21 protein-coding genes and 1 tRNA gene are annotated in these 21,581 nt (G+C 48.3%); 7 read left to right on the top strand and 15 right to left on the bottom strand.

All coding sequences use genetic code 11. From position 1 onward, the window contains the following. Positions 1-187: 187 nt before the first annotated feature. The 3 genes from coaE to BUB16_RS01150 form a co-directional block, all read right to left on the bottom strand. Complete coding sequence (gene coaE / locus BUB16_RS01160; protein WP_073058978.1) at positions 188-781, bottom strand: dephospho-CoA kinase; 594 nt, start codon at positions 779-781, stop codon at positions 188-190. After that, positions 781-1,900, bottom strand: a protein-coding gene (prfB, locus tag BUB16_RS01155) for a peptide chain release factor 2 (protein ID WP_139240150.1) whose coding sequence is annotated in 2 segments (ribosomal slippage) — positions 781-1,839 and positions 1,841-1,900 — 1,119 coding nt in all. Because the reading frame shifts where the segments join, the coding sequence is not laid out codon by codon here. The genes coaE and prfB overlap by 1 nt, the downstream gene beginning before the upstream one ends. 49 nt (positions 1,901-1,949) lie before the next feature. Beyond that, positions 1,950-2,177, bottom strand: coding sequence for a hypothetical protein (locus BUB16_RS01150; RefSeq protein WP_073058976.1), 228 nt, complete (start codon positions 2,175-2,177; stop codon positions 1,950-1,952). A gap of 236 nt (positions 2,178-2,413) precedes the next feature. On the opposite strand from BUB16_RS01150, the gene BUB16_RS01145 reads away from it, so the two are divergent. From BUB16_RS01145 to BUB16_RS01115, 7 genes are all read left to right on the top strand, one after another. Then, entirely contained in the window at positions 2,414-3,580 is a 1,167-nt protein-coding gene (locus BUB16_RS01145) for a BtaA family protein (RefSeq protein WP_073058975.1), read from the top strand. After that, entirely contained in the window at positions 3,577-4,206 is a 630-nt protein-coding gene (locus tag BUB16_RS01140; RefSeq protein WP_073058974.1) for a class I SAM-dependent methyltransferase, read from the top strand. The genes BUB16_RS01145 and BUB16_RS01140 overlap by 4 nt, the downstream gene beginning before the upstream one ends. Positions 4,207-4,267: 61 nt before the next feature. Further along, on the top strand, positions 4,268-4,894 hold the full coding sequence (locus BUB16_RS01135; RefSeq protein ID WP_073058973.1) for a tetratricopeptide repeat protein: 627 nt from the start codon (positions 4,268-4,270) through the stop codon (positions 4,892-4,894). Between the two features lie 331 nt (positions 4,895-5,225). Then, entirely contained in the window at positions 5,226-5,714 is a 489-nt protein-coding gene (locus BUB16_RS01130; protein WP_139240136.1) for a hypothetical protein, read from the top strand. Positions 5,715-6,283: 569 nt separating this feature from the next. Beyond that, complete coding sequence (locus BUB16_RS01125; RefSeq protein WP_073058971.1) at positions 6,284-8,551, top strand: alpha/beta hydrolase; 2,268 nt, start codon at positions 6,284-6,286, stop codon at positions 8,549-8,551. A gap of 89 nt (positions 8,552-8,640) precedes the next feature. Continuing rightward, positions 8,641-9,447 (top strand): glycosyltransferase family 2 protein, encoded by an 807-nt coding sequence (locus BUB16_RS01120; RefSeq protein ID WP_211483043.1) that lies wholly within the window; start codon positions 8,641-8,643, stop codon positions 9,445-9,447. A 5-nt stretch (positions 9,448-9,452) separates the two neighbouring features. Then, positions 9,453-10,310: a sulfotransferase family protein gene (locus tag BUB16_RS01115; protein WP_073058970.1), complete on the top strand. Its 858-nt coding sequence runs from the start codon at positions 9,453-9,455 to the stop codon at positions 10,308-10,310. 233 nt (positions 10,311-10,543) lie between these two features. Here the strand turns inward: BUB16_RS01115 and BUB16_RS01110 are convergent, their stop codons facing one another. The 12 genes from BUB16_RS01110 to atpB form a co-directional block, all read right to left on the bottom strand. Next, a complete protein-coding gene (locus BUB16_RS01110; RefSeq protein WP_073058969.1) occupies positions 10,544-11,515 on the bottom strand; it encodes a hypothetical protein in 972 nt (323 codons plus the stop codon). Between the two features lie 107 nt (positions 11,516-11,622). Then, complete coding sequence (locus BUB16_RS01105) at positions 11,623-13,062, bottom strand: capsule assembly Wzi family protein (protein ID WP_073058968.1); 1,440 nt, start codon at positions 13,060-13,062, stop codon at positions 11,623-11,625. A 10-nt stretch (positions 13,063-13,072) separates the two neighbouring features. Continuing rightward, positions 13,073-14,095, bottom strand: coding sequence for a hypothetical protein (locus tag BUB16_RS01100; protein ID WP_073058967.1), 1,023 nt, complete (start codon positions 14,093-14,095; stop codon positions 13,073-13,075). A 61-nt stretch (positions 14,096-14,156) separates the two neighbouring features. Beyond that, on the bottom strand, positions 14,157-14,765 hold the full coding sequence (locus BUB16_RS01095; protein WP_073059143.1) for an MlaC/ttg2D family ABC transporter substrate-binding protein: 609 nt from the start codon (positions 14,763-14,765) through the stop codon (positions 14,157-14,159). A gap of 4 nt (positions 14,766-14,769) precedes the next feature. After that, the gene (locus BUB16_RS01090) at positions 14,770-16,152 is read right to left on the bottom strand and encodes a TolC family protein (protein ID WP_073058966.1); all 1,383 of its coding nucleotides are present in this window, start codon (positions 16,150-16,152) and stop codon (positions 14,770-14,772) included. 99 nt (positions 16,153-16,251) lie between these two features. Continuing rightward, a tRNA-Ser gene (locus BUB16_RS01085) sits at positions 16,252-16,338 on the bottom strand. A 37-nt stretch (positions 16,339-16,375) separates the two neighbouring features. Beyond that, positions 16,376-17,266, bottom strand: a complete 891-nt coding sequence (gene atpG / locus BUB16_RS01080; protein ID WP_073058965.1) for an ATP synthase F1 subunit gamma — start codon at positions 17,264-17,266, stop codon at positions 16,376-16,378. A 3-nt stretch (positions 17,267-17,269) separates the two neighbouring features. Continuing rightward, positions 17,270-18,886: a F0F1 ATP synthase subunit alpha gene (atpA, locus tag BUB16_RS01075; protein WP_073058964.1), complete on the bottom strand. Its 1,617-nt coding sequence runs from the start codon at positions 18,884-18,886 to the stop codon at positions 17,270-17,272. Between the two features lie 33 nt (positions 18,887-18,919). Continuing rightward, positions 18,920-19,468, bottom strand: coding sequence for an ATP synthase F1 subunit delta (gene atpH / locus BUB16_RS01070; protein ID WP_073058963.1), 549 nt, complete (start codon positions 19,466-19,468; stop codon positions 18,920-18,922). Between the two features lie 14 nt (positions 19,469-19,482). Next, positions 19,483-19,998, bottom strand: coding sequence for a F0F1 ATP synthase subunit B (atpF, locus tag BUB16_RS01065; protein WP_073058962.1), 516 nt, complete (start codon positions 19,996-19,998; stop codon positions 19,483-19,485). A 40-nt stretch (positions 19,999-20,038) separates the two neighbouring features. Further along, positions 20,039-20,254 carry an ATP synthase F0 subunit C gene (gene atpE / locus BUB16_RS01060; RefSeq protein ID WP_073058961.1) on the bottom strand — a complete coding sequence of 72 codons (216 nt, stop codon included), beginning with the start codon at positions 20,252-20,254 and terminating at the stop codon, positions 20,039-20,041. Positions 20,255-20,314: 60 nt separating this feature from the next. Then, complete coding sequence (atpB, locus tag BUB16_RS01055) at positions 20,315-21,349, bottom strand: F0F1 ATP synthase subunit A (RefSeq protein WP_073058960.1); 1,035 nt, start codon at positions 21,347-21,349, stop codon at positions 20,315-20,317. Positions 21,350-21,581 lie beyond the last annotated feature (232 nt).

Below are 21,581 nucleotides of genomic sequence, written 5' to 3'. Positions count from 1 at the left end.
AATTTTTTTACAATTGACAACTTTGCAAAATTAACCGGTAAATTTTTATAATTGCTGTCTCAGAAGCAAATAAGCGTACATATTACACCAACCGATCCAGGCAGTAAAGCAGTTATCAAAAAAAGAACTCTCTCCCTTTTTACCGAGCCGGACTGAATATCCTCTTACCAGTACAACTATAATAATATCAAGTGTCCAAAAAGGTGTTAAACACCCGTTTCGCTTTCTCCTTTAACTCTTCAAGCGTACCCTCATTACGGATGACAATATCGGCCCGGTGGGTTGCATTATCAAAATTTCGCTGCTTATCCATCCGGCTTTTAATATCACGGCGGCTGGCATTATCCCGCTCCCGGACCCACTCCAGACGCTTTTCTTCATCGGCAAGGACCAGGACCACGTGATCAAAGAAACCGAGATGATCGCTTTCGAGCAGCAAAGCGGCCTCATAAATGCCCACCCTGAATCCTTTATGGGCGGCCGCCTGCATGCGCTGTTTTACCGCATCCGGCAGTTTAGGATGCACAATCGCGTTAAGTTCACCTACCCGTCCTTTTTGAAAAGCTTCTTCAGCCAGGTATGCGCGGTTCAGGCTACCATCCCCCCGGAACGTACACTCGCCGAAGGTCTCGACCAGCTGCCGGCGGATATCGGCATCCCTGACCATCAGTTCTTTAGCCAAGTCGTCTGCATTCAGCACATATCCTCCCATCCGGGTCCAAACTTCACAGACCGCGGATTTACCACTGCCTATACCTCCTGTAATGCCGACTGTTACCATTATTCTGTCCTATCCGTGGCTGAGATGGAGAGCAGGTATTCATTAATAAACTCATCAATCTCCCCATCCATCACCCCCTCGACGTCGGAGGTTTCAAAATCCGTGCGATGATCTTTTACCATATTATAGGGATGGAAGACATAGGATCGGATCTGGGACCCCCACTCAATTTTGCTCTTGGAGTCCTCTAATTTCTGTTTTTCACGCTCCTTGATCTGCTTTTCCAGCTCATAGATCTTTGACTTAAGCAGTACCATTGCCTTTTCGCGGTTCTGCAGCTGCGAGCGCTCCTGCTGGCACTCGGCCACGACCCGCTCCCGGGATCCGTCGGAAAGCTCCCCTTCCCAAATCAGGCGAACCCCCGTTTCCACCTTATTTACATTTTGTCCCCCGGCCCCACTGGAATGAAATCGTTGCAGTTCCACATCGCTTTCGGTGATATCTATTTCGATGGTATCGTCAATGACGGGCGATACAAAAACGGAACAAAAAGAGGTATGGCGGCGTGAGTTACTGTCGAACGGCGAGATGCGCACCAGCCGGTGCACCCCGCTTTCCGCCTTCAGGTAGCCATAAGCAAACTCACCGCTGACTTCCACTGTCGCACTTTTGATTCCGGCCACATCGCCATCCTGGTATTCGATAATTGAAAGTTCAAAATCATTTTTCTTGGCCCAGCGTGTATACATCCGGTACAGCATTTCGGCCCAGTCCTGGCTTTCGGTCCCCCCGGCCCCCGGGTTAAAGGTTAGAATGGCATCCCGGTGGTCATCTTCGCCCCGAAGCATATTCTTCAGTTCCAGGGCCTCAAGCTTACGCTCAAGCCTTTTTGCTTCCTCTTCAAGTTCTCCCCTGATATTTTCCCCTTCCTCCAGAAATTCCTGGTATACCTGGATGCTGTCGCAAAGCTCATCCAGCTCATCCCACTGAGCTACCATGGTCTTCTCATGATCCAGTTTTTTCATAATGCGACGAGCCTCTTCCGGATCGTCCCAGAAATGGGGGTCCTGCGTCTGCTCCTGGAGCTCTATTATCCTAACTTTTCGCTGATCATAGTCAAAGATACCCCCTGAGCGCATCCACGCGCTCAAACAATTCATTCAAATGATCGGTATTAATCGTCGTTAAATCCACAGTCTTACTATAATTTAGAAGTTAAACTTATTTCTTACTTACTTATTCTTCCAAGGATAAAACCCAAAGCAATACCGCCTGCAAAAGCTGCAAATACGCCCTCCTCCGGGTGTGAACGGACATACCGGCGTGCTTCCCGGTAATCTTTATCCAGCATATTTTCCACCGCCTTGCGTTCCTCCTTCAATCGATCGATAAGCTTTTCATATTTCTCTGTTTTTACTTCCGTCATCGATGCATCGCTTTTGTTATCATTAGCCATAACAATATCGTTTTATTCCTATTCTCCTGAAAGATACAAATTTCACTGAGGATTGCATGGATATTTTTTGAGAGACCCCTGCAGACATCTCTTCCCCGTTCAACAATTTTACAGGGCAAATATCTTGGTATTACCTGCCATTAACAATTCCGCTGGTGGATTCGCCCGCATTTCTTTACAATAACATTACAATTCTTTCACACCTGATACATATCAGTCCTTTAGATTAAAAGGTAATGAGAAAACTCTCAAACATAGCTGAAAATTTCCAGGAATGGCTGTTTAATACAGTTGTATCCAATAATCTGGTATATAATACCTGCTGGGAGGATCCACGACTGGATCGCCAAATGCTGCAGCTCGACCGGCAAAGCAGGGTCGTTATGCTCACCAGTGCCGGTTGCAATGCGCTCGATTATCTGCTTGATGGTCCTCAGCGTATCCATTGTGTAGACGTCAATCCCGCACAAAATGCACTGATGGATCTGAAACAATCGCTTTTCAAAAACGGGGACTTTTCTCTTTTATGGGATTTCCTCGGAGAGGGCAAAAGAGAAGGCGCAGCATTTATTTACCGTCAAAACCTAAGGTGTTTTTTATCTTCTCCCAGCCGGCGGTTCTGGGATAACCATATCGACTATTTCATTCCCTCCCCCACCCAGCCGAGCTTTTATTTCAATGGCACGTCAGGGAAGGTTGCCCTGCTGATATACAAGAGGATACAACGCAAGGGGCTCTCTTCAATAATACGGAAACTCCTTGATGCACATACTATTAAAGAACAAACCTATTATTTTAATGAGATCGAGCCACTGCTCTGGAACGGTTTTCACAAATGGCTGGCAGGCCAGCATGCGCTCACCAGTATGATAGGCGTCCCGGCAACCCAGCGTAATATTATTGCCCGAAAATACGATGGGGGCATGTTTGATTTTATTCAGCAAGCCCTGCGGCGCGTATTCACCCGGCGTCCCATTCATGACAACTATTTCTGGCGCGTATATTTAACAGGATCATACCGGCGGGACTGTTGTCCCAACTACCTGCGCAAAGATTATTTTCAGCTGCTGCGAAGGCGGGAACACAAGATTGAAACGCATACGTCTACCCTGTTGCAATTTCTCAGGAACCATCCCGGCCCCTATACGCATTTTGTACTGCTTGACCATCAGGACTGGATGGCGAACTCCAAACCGGAGCTGCTTGCCCGCGAGTGGCGGTACATCCTGGACAACTCCAAAGCCGGTACGCGCATATTATTTCGTTCTGCCGGGACCTCGGTCGATTTTCTGCCCGCCTTTGTCAGGGACCGGGTCTATTTCCAGCCGGAACTGACCAGCAGCCTCCAGGCCAGGGACCGGGTCGGAACCTACGAAAGCACGCATCTGGGGCTCGTACAATGATGGACCCGGCCTCCTCCCATACCACCCGGGAACCCGAAGTAGAGCGATACTACCGATTTCATGCTCCTCTCTACGATGCCACCCGCTGGAGTTTCCTCTTCGGGCGGTCAGGCCTGCTCGATATGATCCCGGATCTGCCGTCGCAGCCGCAAATCCTGGAAATAGGTTGTGGTACCGGGACTAATATGGAACGACTGGAATTTCATTTTCCCGATGCCCGGATAACGGGACTCGACCTCTCGCCCGAAATGCTGAGAAAAGCCGGGGAACGCCTTAACCATTCGACACAGATAGAACTGAAACTGGGCCGTTACCAGGGCGATAGCTTTGACTATAATTCTTTTGATCTGATCCTGCTTTCCTATTCGCTGACGATGTTTGGTCCCCATACAGACCCTATCTTCAATCACCTTTTGGAAGATCTGAAACCGAATGGATATATCGCTGTCGTTGATTTTAATACCAGTCCGTTCGCCTGGTTTAGACGGTGGATGGAGTATAATCATGTCAACTTCAGCGGACACCTCTTACCCTTGCTCAAAAAGTATTTTCATCCGGCTGACATTACCGTCAAAAAAGCCTATTGGGGATTGTGGACCTACTTCCAGTTTATCGGTAAACCGTAAGTAATTCTCGACAGCTATTTTTCTGTGAGAAGAACACAGGCTTTTCGTATTTTGTGGCGCTATGGAGCAGATAGAACAACAGATTACAGAGATAAAAGAAGAGCTCAGGGAATCGCCCGGCGACGCAGCTTTGCTCAATGAACTGGGCGTCGGCTATCATATGCTGGGAGAATATGACCAGGCTGCAGAAGCCTATCAGCGTTCCCTCGCTGCCGACCCCGGGAACTTTAAAACGCATTTCAACCTCGCCAATACTTTTTTTGAGCTCAATCAAATTGAACGGGCAGTCACTCACTATTTGGATGCGATCGATATTCAGCCCGACTATGTCCCCGCCCTGAACAACCTGGCCGATATCTATGAGCTGGCCGGTGAGACGGAAAAAGCACAAGAGCTTTTTGAACATATCACCAAAATCAAACCGGATGATGCGATGGGCTACTTCAACCTGGGGAACCATCACCTCCGCGCTAACAATACGGTTGAAGCCGGACACTGTTACAAAAAAGCAATAGAGCTGAATCCGGATTTCTACGAAGCCTACAACAATATCGGCTACATGCTCAAACACATCGAACAATATGAGGAGGCGATCTCATATTTTGAGCAGTGCCTGGAAATTTCTCCCGATTATGAACCTGCCCGACAAGACCTGGACGCCTGCCGAAAAGCGCTACAGCAATCCTGAGCTGGTTTCTCTTTTAAACGCATTTATTGCTGCACCGGATTGATACTGAAAATGCCTGCCCCCTTAGTTTGCCGCCTTCGTCCCTGCCCTTTAAGGGAACGGTGAGAATCGGTCAAGGCCGGTCAGGACCGGATGAGCAGATCTGGAGAACATCACGAATGCAGAGTTCCTTCATTCAATAATTAATTTATATGATAGATATAGTCTATTGCAGTACAATAGGTTAATATAAATATATTTGTTATATAATCACAAAGAAGGTGAGTGGGAACATAACCTGTTATTCCGGTCTATAAGGTGCTGTTAATTATTAATCAATCCTATGATTCTTATGAAAACAGCTACAAAAACATTATTACTTCTCGCTACTATATTTTTAGCTACATCAACGGCTTATGCTCAAAACAGACCGGATACAGGTACGGTCGGTTTGTCTGCTTCCCTGCAAAGCAGCCAAACAAACCTGAAAGTACCGATCTGGGCCTCCGACAATATTGTTATTGCACCGGTGTTTGGCCTCACCCACCAGGATGATAACTACACTGCTTTTAACATCGGGCTAAACCCGCGTTTTTATCAGTCTCTGGGCAACGACTTTGCCACCTATATCGGGGCTCAGGGGATCCTGCAGCATACCTCGGTAGATGGCACAGGAGATGACAGCTCAGATTTTCTAATCGGCGCGTCCGGTGGTGGAGAATATTTCCTTGACGAACATTTTAGCCTGGGGGTAGAGGGACAGCTTAACTTTATGTTTGAGGAACATGATGATAACAGCATCTATACCGCTGCTGCTATCATCGGCACGTTTTATTTCTAACGGCTCTGTGTCCCCCGCTGAAAACACGCACCGATCCTTATTCGGTGCGTGTTTTTTTTATGTAACGGGCTTTAACCCGTATGTTTCCACAAAGATGTTTGGCATATTGTCATAACCTTATGACACAGATTAACTTATGTCTATATTTGACGCCAAAAAAATTGCACCAGCGTGCAATGTACTGCGAACGCTGCCCATCAACGGCGTTGAAGGTAAACAAAAGCGTGCCGGGCGCAGCGGGTAGGTCCTGCGCTGCCATTATTCCTTCGTCTTGCTGAAGTACAAATTCACAGGTAATAAAATCCAGTCTAAAAACCCATCAGAATCAGACGGACCATTTTTCAGCAGGTAAGTACTATTTGGCTATATCTGGCAGCGTTTCCGGCATAGCATGAGCACTTACAGGATCACGAGCTCCATGGTTCTCCTGCGATCCAGTGACCATGGTACCCATACTGCGGTGAATAAAATAAACGTGAGTAAAACCGCAGTTGAAATTACCCGTGGGAATAGCTATTTATCCCTTTGCTGTCAGGTAGCGAAACGTAATACATAAACAAAGACACTTCATGAACAATTCGGCAACCACTCAAAAAGTTAACTCCGGCCTTACTCCTGCTCTTAATTCCTATCGGTTCACCGCACTATTCGTGATTCTTTTTATGTGGACCGGTATCAATAGTCCGCTGTACGGCCAGGATGAATTGAAGGTCATCCGGGGTTCCTCCTCGAACAACAGCTGGATTGCCTTCAGCGATGCCCCGAATGCGCTATACCATCACCTGAGCGGGCAGGCCTATGAGCTGCTGGACCAGCGGGCCGAGACCATTGCCGGGCTCCGGGGCTTGTCGGACTGGCAGCAGCGCCAGCGGGACGTGCGGGGGCGGCTGCGGGAGATCGTGGGACCTTTTCCCGCCAAAACCCCGCTGAACGCCGAGGTGGTGGGCACCCTGGACAAAGAGGGCTACCGCGTCGAGCATATCGTATACGAGTCCCAGCCCGGCTTCCATGTCACCTCTTCACTGTTTATTCCCGATGGACTGCAGGACAAAGGTCCGGCAGTCATTTACCTGAGCGGTCACACGGACAACGGCTACCGCAGCGAAACTTATCAGCACAAGATCCTGAATTTGGTACACAAGGGATTTATCGTCTTTGCCATTGATCCGGTGAGCCAGGGAGAGCGCCTGCAGTACTACGACCCGGAGAGCGGACAATCGATCGTCGGCAGTTCTACGCGCGAGCACTCCTACGCTGGCGCCCAGGCTTTTATCACCGGCAGCTCCCTGGCCCGGTATATGATCTGGGACGGCATCCGGGCCGTCGATTATCTGTTTTCCAGGGAGGAAGTCGACAACGATCGCATCGGGATGACCGGCCGATCGGGCGGGGGGACTCAGACAGCCTATATTGCGGCATTTGACGAGCGGATCCATGCTGCTGCCCCCGAAGCGTATATTACCAGCTTCACGCGCCTGCTGCAGTCCATCGGTCCCCAGGACGCCGAACAGAACTTCTTCGGGGGGATTGCCGCCGGGCTGGATCACGCGGACCTGCTGGAGGTTCGCGCCCCCCGGCCCACCCTGATGATTACGACCACCGAGGATTTTTTCAGTATCCAGGGGGCCCGGGAGACCGCCCGGGAGGTGTCCGGGATCTACGAGGCCTACGGGGAGCCCGGGAACTTTGCCATGGCCGAAGACGGCGGGGACCACGGCTCTACCCGGAAGAACCGGGAGGCGATGTACGCCTTCTTCCAGGAGCACCTCGACAACCCCGGCAGCGCCGGAGACCTGGAGGTAGAGGTCTTGAGCGAAGAGGAGCTGCGGGTGACCCCCACCGGCCAGGTGGCTACATCCCGGGAGGACGCGGAGACGGTCTTCAGCCTGAACCGCCGGCGGGCCGCCCGGCAGGTCAGGGAACTGGAATCTTCCAGAACCGACCTGGAGCGTCACCTGCCGGAGGTGCTGAGATCCGCCCGCCGGCTCTCGGGCTACCGCGAGCCGGGGAGCGTGCCGGAGCCGGTGTTTACCGGGCGCATCCCGCGGGAGGGCTATGCCATCGAGAAGTATTTTGCGCGGGGCGAGGGCGGCTACCCGATCCCCTACCTGCTGTTTCGACCGGACCAGCCCACCGGCAAGGCGGTCCTCTACCTGCATCCCGAGGGGAAAGCCGCTGAGGCCGGCAAAGACGGCGAGCTGGGACGGCTGGCCCGGTCCGGGCATACCGTGCTGGCCCCTGATCTGCTTGGAGTCGGGGAAATGGGTCCGGGCGAGTTGGCCAACTATACCACCCAGGTTAAGGATTTTGCGGCCACCTCTTTTGACGTGTGGACCACCTCGGTGCTGATCGGCCGCAGCGTTACCGGCCTGCGGGCCGGCGATGCGGTCCGGCTGGCCCGGCTGCTAAAGCGGCAAGCCGAAACGGACCAGGTCTATGGGGTGGCCCGGGAAGCCATGGGGCCGGCATTGCTGCACGCAGCAGCCTTTGAGCCGTCCCTCCGCGGGGTCGCCCTGCTGGGCCCGTATGCCTCCTACCGCTCGCTGGTGACCAACCGTTTCTATGATCCCTCCCTGCATGTCAGCGCGGTGCCCGGGGCGCTGACGGCCTACGACCTGCCGGACCTGGCCGCCGGGCTGGCGCCCCGCAAGCTGCTGATGGCCGGGCTGACCGACGGGGCAGGCAACCTCCTGGGTGCCGATGAGATCACCGAACACATGGAAGTGGTGCGGGCCGCCTACGGGCGGGAAGAAGCCGGGGGACACCTGCAGATTGCTGCCCCCAACCAATCTATAGAGCACAGACATGAGCTACTCAGGGAATGGATAAAGAAATGAAAACTCATCCGGAACTTAGGAGCTTCACAAATATTTCTTTAATATTAGCACTTCTGAAAAATAATCTCATTTCGAATAGTTAGTCTTTTATGCCTGAATCATCACAGCCGATGGATAGTAGTCTCCCCAAAGTCAGCTGTCTGACGGTCACCGCTAACCGTAAACACCTGATGAAGCGTGCAGTCCGATGCTTCCGAAACCAAACGTATCAGAATAAGGAATTAGTCATTGTCGATGATGGTGACGAAGATCTGGATGAGGTGCTTGCTCCACTACCCACTAATCAGATCCATTATGTGAAACTGGAAAAAAAGCCCGAAAATACGCTGGGAAAACTCCGCAACCGGTCGCTGGAAGAAGCCAACGGCGACTTTTTAGTACAATGGGACGACGATGACTGGTATCATCCCGAGCGGATTGCCATCCAGGCGCAAACGCTTGTGGATGGCTACGATGCCTGCTGTCTTTCGGGAGCGCTCATGCACCTGGACGAACGACCGTATATGCAGTATCCCTATGTGGGATATCTCCCCGATGGCATCCCCGGCAGTATTATGCACCGGGCTGACGAAAGGATACGGTACCCACATACCCGCCGGGCCGAAGACACCGTATACCTGAAAGAATGGATGGATCGGCGATACCTTCAGCTTCCCGATAAATATTCGCACCTTTTTATTCGCTGTTACCATGGTTCGAACACCTGGGAAAAAGATCATTTCCTGCGGCGTATACGCAACAATCCAAAAGACGCCCTGTTGTATTTCTGGCACAAGATGATAAAGGGAAAACTTTTTGATCATCCGAAGTTTCAGCTGACAAGTGAACAGCGTGAAGCCTTCAGGATGTATCTGGAAGATTCCCGGGAATTAGATTTACTTCCCTCTGAAAACTAATTATTGTGAACCCAAAACGAGTTTTTTTAGTCGGTTGTCCCCGCTCAGGGACGACCCTGCTGCAAAGCATGATCGCCAGTCATCCCAAGGTGATCTCCTTTCCGGAGACCCATTTCTTTTCGAAAACTCTGCCGATCAATCCGTTCCTGCGGAAACTCAAGCTGCACGGACCTAAAAGCCGTAAAACCGTCACCCGGTTTCTCAAAAATAATAATTATGAAGGTCTCCATCCCTTTGCCGGTATATCCGCCTACAAGTTCTATACGTACCGGGACTGGTGCCATAAACTGATTGATACCCTGGACCAGATGATCAGCCGTGAAGCAGTAAAAAAGAATATTGAAGAGCCGGTTTGGGGATTGGAAAAAACCCCGCGTCACCTGCATTACATATCATCTATCGGGCAGTCCCCCGCTCCCAGTAAGTTTCTTCATATATTGCGAAGCGGCACAGATGTGGTTGCAAGCCTTCACCTGGCCACCAAGCGATACCCCGACCAGTGGGGGAGCGAGCGTTCGGTCAAAAAGTGTATCAACTGGTGGAACAGCAGCATACGCGTATCCCTGGAATACCGGCAGCAGTCTAATCACTGTTTTGTCGTATACGAACAGCTTATTGAGGATCCCAAAATCGTGTTGAAAGCCATATGTGCTTTTTTGAGACTTGATTACCAGCAGGCGATGCTCCGGGATTTTCACCGGACCGCGGGGTCACTGACCCAGGAAGAGGAAAAGTGGAAAAACCAAAACAGGAACAGATCACTGGACAGAAGCAATAAGCTCCAACAACATTTTAATGCTTCCGAGATCGATTATATTACAAGTCACCTCCTGGATGTCGATCTCAAACAATTCTACCATTAGGATGGCTTGTTTACCAATTTATCAGCCTTTTCCCGGAAACGAATTGATCTTCCGATGCATTCAAAAGTAATCAAACATTCCATTCCTTCTCTTTATCGAAGACTGCTTCAAAGCAGGTAACCGTCTGAAAATCACGGCTACAGTACACGCCGGTATAAGATTTTTTGAATGACAACTCAGTATCCGATAACGACCGCGGAGTCCCGTGCTTCTCGGGATCACAAACATTCGCGCTATTGTTTCTCCTGTGATGTTGGTTGGAACTCTTCCAGTTCATCCGTGTCGACGGACCCGGGATTTACGGGCAGCTGGGCCTGGGTAAAAGAGGTGAGGATAAAAGAGACGGCCCCAATCAGTTTCTTTAATATCAAATTAGCGGTCAAAACCCCCACCAGCTGGGCTTCAGGCACATTCAACACGACCGACATTTCAAGAGCAACGCTCACATATAACACATCTCGACTTGGTAAAAAAGGGATACGGGTAGACATGATCTGAACGGCCATCAGGCTGAACCAAACCGCCCAGGGTATGGAGGGTTCAGCAATTTTATACTGAATAATCTGAATCAAATTTGTAAAAATCAGTCGCCCGGTATAAACAGCCGAAATTTTTGCCGCATCTACAATGCTGATGCTAAGTATATAGCCTCGGAATTTATATGCGACAAACACTACCACGATAAGCGCGAGACCAATCCACAAATAGGTTAGCTTATTTTCGATCTGGGGGAGATAATCTTCGGGATTGATGTATCCCTGTGTCAGGAAGAATATCAGCAGGATAACCGATATGAAAGTGGAGGAAAGCGAGGACAGGATATTATTGTCCTTGACAAATTTCATCGCCTCTACCGCTGGTATCTTCAGCTTCTCTTTGGCCCAGTAGAAGAGATAAAATTCACCCGAATATCCCAGCACATCCGTATTGAGTACTTTTTTTTGAACAAAGACAAGAAATGCGCGGTATCCCCTGAAGTTCCATTTTACCCCATAGATATAAATTTCGGACAAAGGCAGCGAAAAATAGATCACAAAAAAAAGCAGGTAAAAAAACGGATTAAGTGGCAGCGATTCAACCACCCTGGCAAGACCTATATCATAGAGCTTATAGGCAAGGTACCCGATAATTCCGACCTGCAAGGTATAGCGTATCCCCTTTTTCAGATACGCTTTCCATTCTTGTTCTTCCTGCTGCTCGTTCATTATGTGCCGTTATAGGAGCTTGTCCCGATTAAAATAATATTTCTGCCGATCTATTCGTCCGTCTTTTTGCAACTAAAACCGTACTCTTGTATGACCTTTTAGCAAAGCTAATCGGCTATCCGGTCCCAGCTCACCCCTACCTGTAAACCGAGCCGGTCCTCTTCATAAAGTGCGCCGGTGTCGAAAGCGAACGCACCCGTCACGCTTAGCCCATGGGCCGGGGCAACATGATATTCAAGCTGAAGAAGAGAGGAATATTCATCCACGCGAATCTCATCAAGCGGGATGTATGGGGGGCCCTCTCCCTGGTCGACATAAGTACCGTAATTCCGGGAATAGGTTAAAAATATCTTATAAGAAAGGCGATCTGTCGGTTTTCCCTGAATACCTATGTGATGAGCAACAATAATATTATTGGATATCGGATACAGTCCCCCGTCAAAATCGGAAGTGGGCCCATAAATCAGAAGGGGATTCCCCAGAACCGCTCCCTCATACGACCACCCGGAAAGATAGACCCCGTTGTTATAATAACTATTTCGTCCCAAAGGTGTATCAATCCAGGCATTTTGGCGTTTGGTGTTCATATGCTCCCACAACAACTCCGTTACTATTCGCTGATCATCAGCCAGCTCGATGCCCGCCCCCCACAGGCCGTCCCAGGGGCTTCGAAAACGGAGGGCAACCTTGTCCTCCAGGTAAAATAAACGGTATGCTTTAATACGAAAATGATCGAATTTGAGGCCTAATTTAGCTTCATACGCCGCAACAGAATTACCTACAGCGTTGGTTATTTCATTCTGAGGAACCTTATCGCCGGAGGCAGACTGACCGAATACAACCTTAAAATAATCCGAGAGGGAAGAAGGCAAATCAAACGGTCCCCCGCCAAATCCCGGATGGGTCCCCCCCCACATCGTATTATGCGCCATCCCAGCCGTGACATCAAAACGCCTGTGATTATACTTCAGGTATAAAAATTTCTGATGCAGATAAGAATCATCAATATAACGGTTGTCCGTGAACCAGCCATGGGATAGCATAGTATTGAATTGTAAACGCCCGCCGGTCTTCGGAACCCTTACAAAGCCGTCGCTGCCCACCCGTATTTTGGGGACCGGCGTAGCATTACGACTAATGAGCATTGATCCCATCGACAAATCATCGTCATTAAGTCCCACAGGGTCATAAAACCGTCCCGCCGTTACCCTTATCCCACGATAGGTGACATTACCAAACAATTGCGTGAACACCAGCGCGTTATCCGCCGACAGACGACCGTGAGCATCAAATCCACCGGTAAATAGCAAATCGATGGTAGTATCACGCTTTGTAGCATATGCATAAAAACCATTAACGAGGTTTGTCGAAGAAGGCTCCACGATGCCGTCGCTATTCGCATAAAACCAGAAGGGCAGATTGCCCTCTTTCCCGGCGTAAACCGTTGACGACCCTCCATACCGAAGCTGGGCTTCCGCATTTATCTGAAACAGCAACAGGAAAGTAAAAATGCCGATTCCCGGTATTCGGTAAAAGAGTTCAGGCATACCGGTATCACTATATATTTTCTGCTAATCGATTTTTACTATCCAACAGCTGGCTGAATTTTTCTTTTTTCAAGGCATTCCAGGTTCGTTCGGAAAACTCGTGGAACGGCTGTTTCTGGTGATACCATCCAAAATGAAGGCAGTACGGAGTCGTTTTCAAATAGTCCCCCTTCCCGGGAATAAAACCCAGTAGCTTAATCAGAAACTTTCGGATCCACTTAATTTTTAACCCACGCAGGTTATATACAAACTGATCACAATAATACTTGCACACCACATATTCGAAATCAGCATCGTGGGAGGTCAAGTCATCGATATAATCCAACTGGGGACTGGTGTGTCCCTGTAGCCAGGGGTAAACGGGCAAATCGAGCTTCGACATAGCCATTGCCATACTCCACTCGCACGATTCTTCACTTCGTCCCTGTTCGAGTGTCCGGCTTCTGAAGTGCGTTTCCTCTTTTCGGTCGAGCATTTTCTGGGAAAATTCACACACTTTCCTGGTTAGGCTATAGTCCTGTGCATAAATTATACCCGTCTGTACACGACTGAGGTAGGTTAGCCCAAAGTGATTGAGGGTATGCTGGCGACGCCGCAAAATAATATCTCTCAGGATACCGATATTTTTGGGCCCCCCAAAAAAATTATCGGAAACCTGGGTACCCGTTATTGTAAAGGGATACGGTTCAAATGACTTCCACAGATTGTCGGGATCTTTACACCATATGATATCACTGTCGAGAAAAATATTCTTCTCGAAAAACATGTATTCGTGGATGTTATGTTTAAACCCCACGATGGAAGCCCGGTCTGGCGACATCACATGAATGACATCAAAAATACTGTTCAGATTAAATTCATCAAGAATCTTTTTATGCTTCTCTTCGCAGACCAGGGCGACGGGACGCTCTTCGTCGTACCGGCGCAGCGATACAACCGATGCGACGGCGTGTTTAAGATACCGGGGATGGCCGTAAGTCGTATAGACATATCCCTCCGGGGCTAATTTTTTTTGTTGAATCGATCGCAGCATAAGCTCTGTTTATCTTATTTTGAGCAAATATACAAGTAATATTGCGTATTAATAAACCTATTTATTTGGCTGCCCGTTTTCGGAGGGTTTCGAGGAGTGAATCAAATCCTTTTTTTCGGATAATGTTTTGAAACTGTCGGCGATATGACGCTGCCGTGGAAACATCATCAATGATCATGTCGGTCATCACCCACTCGTTGTTATCGGTATATTTCATCGTATATCCTACGGGGGTACGAACGTCCTCCAGATGGGCCATGGTCCGTACCTCGGCTTTGTCTCCCTCAACCGATACTTCCTCATATTTGACCTCTGCCCGGTAAATATCCAGTTTATTCAGGGATTGATCCCGGATAATCGTTGAGAAAAGATCTACAAATTCTTCCCGCTCTTCTTCCGAAAGCGTATCATAGGTGTCCTGCAGTGCGAACTGAGCCATGGCCCGGTAGTCGATAATTCCGTTTATAATATTTTTAAGCTTTTCGCGCTGCCCCTGGGTGTATTCAGTGCCTTTGGGACCCAGGAGCTCCTTTATTTCCTCGTCGCGATCTTCCAGCAATTGCTTGACAGCAGCTTCACTTTTCTGGGCAACGCTTTCTGCCGGTCGGATGAGCAGGAAACTGAACAGGGCCATTAAAAATACGAGGGGAAAGGTATAAAAATAATTCATATCACTATTCATTATTAAATATTTGCGTTATCGGTAATCCAGATTTCCGATATAGTTGAATCATATTTTTGTTGAGCTCAAAGATATCGCGCTTCTTTTTTACACGCAGCTCAAGCTCTTTCTGCATGGCGTCAATCAGATCTTTTGTGTCTCCTATACCAAAGTCGTAGTCCAATTGTTCCTGCCGCAACCATTTTTTGCTGGTAACAAGAGCATCGTCGGTATTCTCCACCTTTACCTTCGACAAAGAAGCCTTTTTATAGGCTTCATTGATTTCCAATACGATACCATCAACGGCTGCCTCCTTTAAATATTTTGCCTGCCGGTGTTGCAGCTGCCTTCTCTCAATGTCAGCGTTGATGCTTAAAAAGTCCAGATTCTGGCGAATAACCAGGCCGAATGATGCAGACAGATAGTTGGAATTATTGATAATAAAAGGATTACTCTGCCGGGGACGGTTGGGCGTGTTGGCAAAGCTTCCTCTCAGTCCGAGCACCAGGGCAGGCAGGGTCTGACTTTTCTGGGCTCTTAGCCCGTACTCCGCCGCATCGATACCCGCTTCTATCGCCTTAACTTCCGATCGCTGCTTGATGGCATTCATCCGGTAGAAATCGATCTCTTTCAGTTCCTCAGGAACGGGATCCAAAAACCGCGTTTCCGGCAAATAAACCGTGCCTTCTTCCGACTGCATGACGTAATCCCAGATGCGGCGAGTCATAGCCGCGCTCTCCTGAACCTCTGTGGCCCGCGTTGCAAACTCGGATTTAAAAATTTTAAACTTGAAAAAGTCTGATTCATCAAAATCTTCTGCTCCCTCCTTCTCTTTTTCCTCCAGCTGTTTTTCAATATCGTTGATGGTACCCGTCGCTTCATCAAGAAGACGCATGATTTCTTGAGTCAGCAAATGACTTTGATACAGTTCAATCAATCGTACTTTAAGATCGGCCTGCTGCTGCTCAAATTGTTCTTTGGCTGCTACAGCGGCCGATTCAGCTGCTTTAACGGCGTTGCTCAGTGCTCCCCAGGTAAAGAGTGGCTGAACAGCATTCACCTCTGCCCGGGTAAAGACAGCCCAGTTCTCCCAGTCATTTTCCAGGTCTGGATCCAGGTAATATTCATCCTCAGAGAGATCGGTATTACTTGTCACCCCCGGGACCACCCCATGCTGCGTGCTCAGATTGAATTCAGGTAAATATCTTTTTGCATTTGCCTGGGAAACCTGGTTTTCCGCAATATTGACTTTTTGACGCTCATATTTCAACTGTCCCGCATTTTTCATTCCCCGGTCAATAAACTCTTGCAACGATACCCGGACCGTATCCTGTGCATAGGTTCCCAGCGGACAACCCAGTAGAAACAGTGATAAGACAACGATATATTTTTTCATGGCAATGAAACTTATTCAATAGCATTTGGGTGATTAACGTCCAACCGTCTCGTTTATTTAAAAAAAAAGCCCTTCAGTCATTTCTGAAGGGCTTGAATGCGGAGGGAGAGGGATTCGAACCCCCGGAGACCATAAGGCCTCAACGGTTTTCAAGACCGCCGCATTCGACCACTCTGCCATCCCTCCTATTCATTAATAAATTAAGAAAAGAAGTTTACCTCAATTAGGTATCTTCAAGCGCCTGTGCACCCGAAATAATTTCTGAAATTTCCGTAGTAATAGCACTTTGACGAGCCCGGTTGTATTCGAGCTCAAGATCTTCCTGAAGCTCGTTTGCGTTCTCCGTTGCGTTATCCATGGCCGTCATTCGTGCGCCCTGTTCAGCCGCATTCGATTCAAGGACAGCCTTCCAAAACTGTAAATTCAAGTGAGAAGGTAATAGTTTCTTAAGAATTTCATCTACATTCGGCTCATAAATATACTCCCTTTGCTTAGCAACCTCTTCCTCTTTGTTTACCAGAGACTCCGGTTCAATGGGTAACACAGATTCTACAATTCGATTCTGGGCAATCACGGATTTAAACTCGTTGTAAGCAAGTTTTACCTCGTCATATACTCCGTCATTAAACTGCCCGATCACTTTCCGCATAATTGCGGATACTTTGGGAAACTTCACTTCGTCAAAAAAGTTCGGGTATTCGGCAACAATGTTGTAATTTCTTTTCCCAAAATGCTTGATTGCTTTTCTCCCGACGCACGCAAGCGAAAGCGTTCCCTCTTTCTTATATTCCAAATAATCCTTTTCAATGGTTTTTTCGACCATTTTAAACAAATTGTTATTAAACGCTCCACATAGCCCCCGATCCGAACTGATAATAATAAGAAGTACTTTATCGGTAGTTTCCGGCTCTCTCAGCAACTGGTACTCCTCGGAGGCATCGGTAACCAATCGCGCCACAATTTCCTTCATTTTACCGGCATAGGGCCGGGTAGCAATGATACGATCCTGAGCCTTCCGCAATTTCGCGGCCGCAACCATTTTCATGGCCTTGGTTATCTGACGCGTATTTTTTACCGATTCAATACGGTTTCGTATGTCTCGAAGGTTAGCCATAAGTTAGGAGTCGTCAGAGACTGTCATTTGATCGATTATCGTTCGGGCTGTTTTCATGAGTTTTTCCCCGAACTCATCATCCAGTTTACCGGATTTTGCCAGGTCTGCCATCTCATCATCAAACTTCACATTAACCGTCTCAAGATAGTTTTCTTCAAATTCCTGAATTTGATCCACAGCCAGGTCTTCCAGTAAGCCCTCGCTGTTTATTTTCAACAGGGCAATCTGCTCCTGAACCGCAAGCGGTTGGTAGATATCCTGTTTCAGGAGCTCAACGGTACGCTCCCCCCTTTTCAACTGTCGCTGTGTGGAAGGATCCAGATCAGAACCAAATTTGGCAAATGCCTCAAGCTCGCGGTATTGCGCCAGATCAAGCTTCATGGTGCCGGCCAGCTTTTTCATCGATTTAACCTGTGCCGATCCCCCCACGCGCGATACCGAGGTACCCACATCGATGGCGGGACGAACGCCCGAGTTAAACAGGTCGGTATCCAGGAAAATCTGTCCATCCGTAATCGAAATTACGTTCGTCGGGATATATGCGGAGACATCCCCGGCCTGTGTTTCAATGATAGGCAGGGCGGTCATTGATCCGCCGCCTTTCATCAGAGGCTTTAGCTGTTCGGGCACATTATTCATCTGTTTTGCAATCTCATCATCCTCAATAATTTTAGCCGCACGTTCCAGCAGGCGACTGTGAAGATAAAACACATCGCCCGGATAGGCTTCACGTCCCGGAGGTCGCCTCAATAGTAATGAAAGCTCGCGATAAGCAACAGCCTGTTTCGAAAGGTCATCATAGATTACAAGTGAGTGCCGGCCGGTATCCCGGAAGTACTCCCCGATCGCCGCACCTGCAAAAGGTGCAATGAAGCGCATAGGTGCACTGGAGCTGGCAGGAGCCGAAACAATGGTCGAATAATCGATCGCATTGTTGTCTTCAAGGGCTTTTGCGATGCCTGCTACGGTAGATCCTTTTTGACCCACAGCTACATAAATACAATGAACAGGCTTATCAGTGTCCTGGGTTTCCCGCTGGTTAATAATCGTATCGACAGCTACGGATGTTTTCCCCGTCTGGCGATCCCCGATAATCAGCTCCCGCTGACCCCGTCCGATGGGAATCAGCGAATCGATCGCTTTAATCCCGGTCTGAACCGGCTGTGTTACCGGCTCTCTGTAAATTACACCGGGGGCCTTTCGCTCCAGCGGAATACGTATCGTATCCCCGGAGATGGGTCCCTTGCCGTCAAGCGGTCGTCCCAGCGGATCGATCACACGACCCAGCAGGCCATCGCCTACATTGATGGATGCAATATCCTTGGTCCTACGTACCGTATCCCCTTCTTCAACAGCACTTATCGATCCGAAGAGCACGATACCCACATTATCTTCTTCGAGATTCAGCACCATTCCGCGTACAGAATTTCCGTCCTTATCCTTTGAATCCGGTAAATCCACAAGCTCTCCGGCCTGTACTTTAGACAAACCGTATACGCGGGCGATGCCGTCCCCTACTTCGAGGACTGTTCCCACGTCATAGACGTCCGCTTCGCTGTCGAAGCCGGACAATTGTTTTCGTAATATTGCTGAAACTTCGTCTGGTCTAACTTGACTCATTGGTTTTAATGTGATTTAAAACGTATTTAATTTCTATTCTACAGCAGTTGAAAGCAGGGATTCTTCAAGCTTGGCCAATTGATGTTTAACCGTACCATCTATGACCGTGTCGTCAATCCGGACAGCCATCCCCCCCTTCAGTGATTCATCAAGGGTAAGGTTGAGGTCAACGTTCTTCTGCGTTTTTTTCTCCAGCGTGCGGTGCAGGGATTCCCGCTGCTCTTCATTCAGCTCCTCAGCGACAAACACGTCAATGGTAATAATGCCGGCATGCTCTTTATATTTGGCGACGAAAGCATTCACGACATCCTCCAACAGGTTTATTCGGTCTTTGCGTGCCAGCAATTTGATAAAAAGCCGGGTAGCTTCCTGCAAGTTGTCAAAAAAAAGCTCATCGAGTACCGCTACCTTGTCATCAAATTTGATGATCGGACTTTTCAAAAACGTTCCAAGCTCTTTTGAGTCCTCCATGGTATTCCGGATGAGGGTAATATCATCGAGAATTTCATCAAGCTCATTCCGCTCTTTTGCCACCTCTAAAAGAGCCGTGGCATATCTTCTGGCCGCTTTGGTTGAATGCATCTGCCTTATAAACCTTAGTTTTTAGAGACGTCTTCGATAAAGTTATCCACTAACTCGCTGTTTTTCCGGGTATCCAATTCAGCATCGATTATTTTGGAGGCAGACTGCATGGCAAGATGAACGACTTCATCGCGAAGCTCCATGAGCGCGCGTTTCTTTTCCTGTTCAATCGTTTCTTTAGCCTGGCTAATCAGTTGGGCAGCCTCTTCTTTAGACTTCTCAATCCGCTCGGCACGGAGCATTTCAGCTTCCTCGATTGCCTCCTTTCGAATTTGCTGAGCTTTCCGCTCCGCTTCTCTCAGCGCCTTCTCATTATCTTTGGAAAGCTTTTCAGCCCGGTTGAGAGCCTTTTCAGCCGACTCCAAAGAATCTTTGATGCGACCTTCCCGTTCCTCGAGTGCATCCATAATGAGAGGCACGGCATATTTTCCCATGATCCACAAAAAGAGGATCATAGTAATAAGAACCCAGATAGCAAACCCCCCGTTAAAGGAGAGTATTCCGCCTCCACCTGCTAATAATAGCGTCATGATTCGGTGTTTGTAAGATTATCTGTTATTTATTTACCACTTACACTCCGAGCGCGAGAAGAATACAGACAATAGCACCAATAAGCGCCACACCCTCAATAAGGGCAGCTGTCAAAATCATGGCACCCCGAATGTCACCGGAAGCTTCAGGTTGACGAGCAATACTTTCGGTAGCACCCTTACCGATCATCCCGATTCCAATACCGGCTCCGACTGCTACAATTCCTGCTCCGATTCCTGCTGCTAATAAACCCATAGTATTTACCTGTTATGTTTTGTTGATGTTTAGATTATTGCGTATGAGTAAAAAGTGAAATCAAGCATGAGCTTCAATTCCTTCTTCATGATGCTCATGCTCTTCCGCTGCCATCCCGATAAACACGGCGGAAAGCAGCGTAAATATATAAGCCTGCAAAACTCCGATAAAAGCTTTTAATATATACAGGGCAGCCGTCAGGGGAACGGACAAGAAACTCACGCCCACGCCCGCAGCCGCTCCGAAAAGATCCGTAAAAATAAAGATCAGTCCCAAAATACAGATGATCATAATTTTGCCCGAGAGCATATTTGCAAACAAACGTACAGCCAGGGCAAAAGGCTTGGTAAAAAGCCCGATAATTTCAATGGGCGTAAGAATAACACGCATCAGCGGAGGCACGCCCGGAAACCAAAACACATGCTCCCAGTGATCTTTTGATCCGTTCCACTGTGTGATCACAAAGGTGAAAAAAGCCAAAATAGCCGTTACCGTAATATCAGCTGTTGCCGTAACGCCCCAGGGCATTAAACCAAATAAGTTCATAAATGTAATAGCTACAAAAACCGCGAAAAGATAGGGGACAAATTTACGGTACTTGTCGTCCGGAATGTTTTTTTGTGCAATTTCATCCTGCACAAACACAAAGGTGATCTCAAAAAGGTTCTGAAACCATCCTATGGGTTCTGTTTTCCGTCCTGTTCCCCTCTTATATCGGCGGGCCATCGCGATCGTCAGCCAAAGGGTCAACAGTACACCAAACCATACATACATAAGATGAGAGGTTATGGACATATCCAGGGAAATCTCACTGCCGCCGGCGGGAACCAGCGCTCCATCTTCTTCAACAAACGCTCCTGAGTCCAGGGCTGCCTGGGTACTTGCATAGAAATACCACTCTCCATCAACCAGCAGAATGCGGGGGAGATGCAATTCATAACCCGGCAAAGCCAAATAATGATGGTCTACGACCTTTCCTATAACATCGATGGGAGAATCCGAACTTTGTTCGCCGGTCTCTGCAGCTTTTACAAAAGGTGTAACACAAAAGAAAATCAGTAAGGAAACGAAAACGCGCCGAAAGGCCTGTAGCATTTACTTTTTAGTTGTCAGTTTGCAGTACTTTGTTGATTAAAATGATCTCAATTACAGAATGGAGAATATACAAAATTATGAAACTAACTGTAAAATAAATTTGGTGGAATTTTGTCACCATCAAAATAACCACCAGCATAATCAAAACGAAGACGAAACGAAGAGCCAGAACTGTCAAAAACCGCCGGTAAAATATTTTGTGCCTTGCTTCCCGGAAATTCCGGAGGACAGG

Source organism: Fodinibius roseus (genome assembly GCF_900129315.1).
GTDB classification, from domain to species: domain Bacteria; phylum Bacteroidota; class Rhodothermia; order Balneolales; family Balneolaceae; genus Fodinibius; species Fodinibius roseus.
Note: the sequence above shows the minus strand (reverse complement) of the source record. Positions and strands in the feature narration are given on the sequence as shown.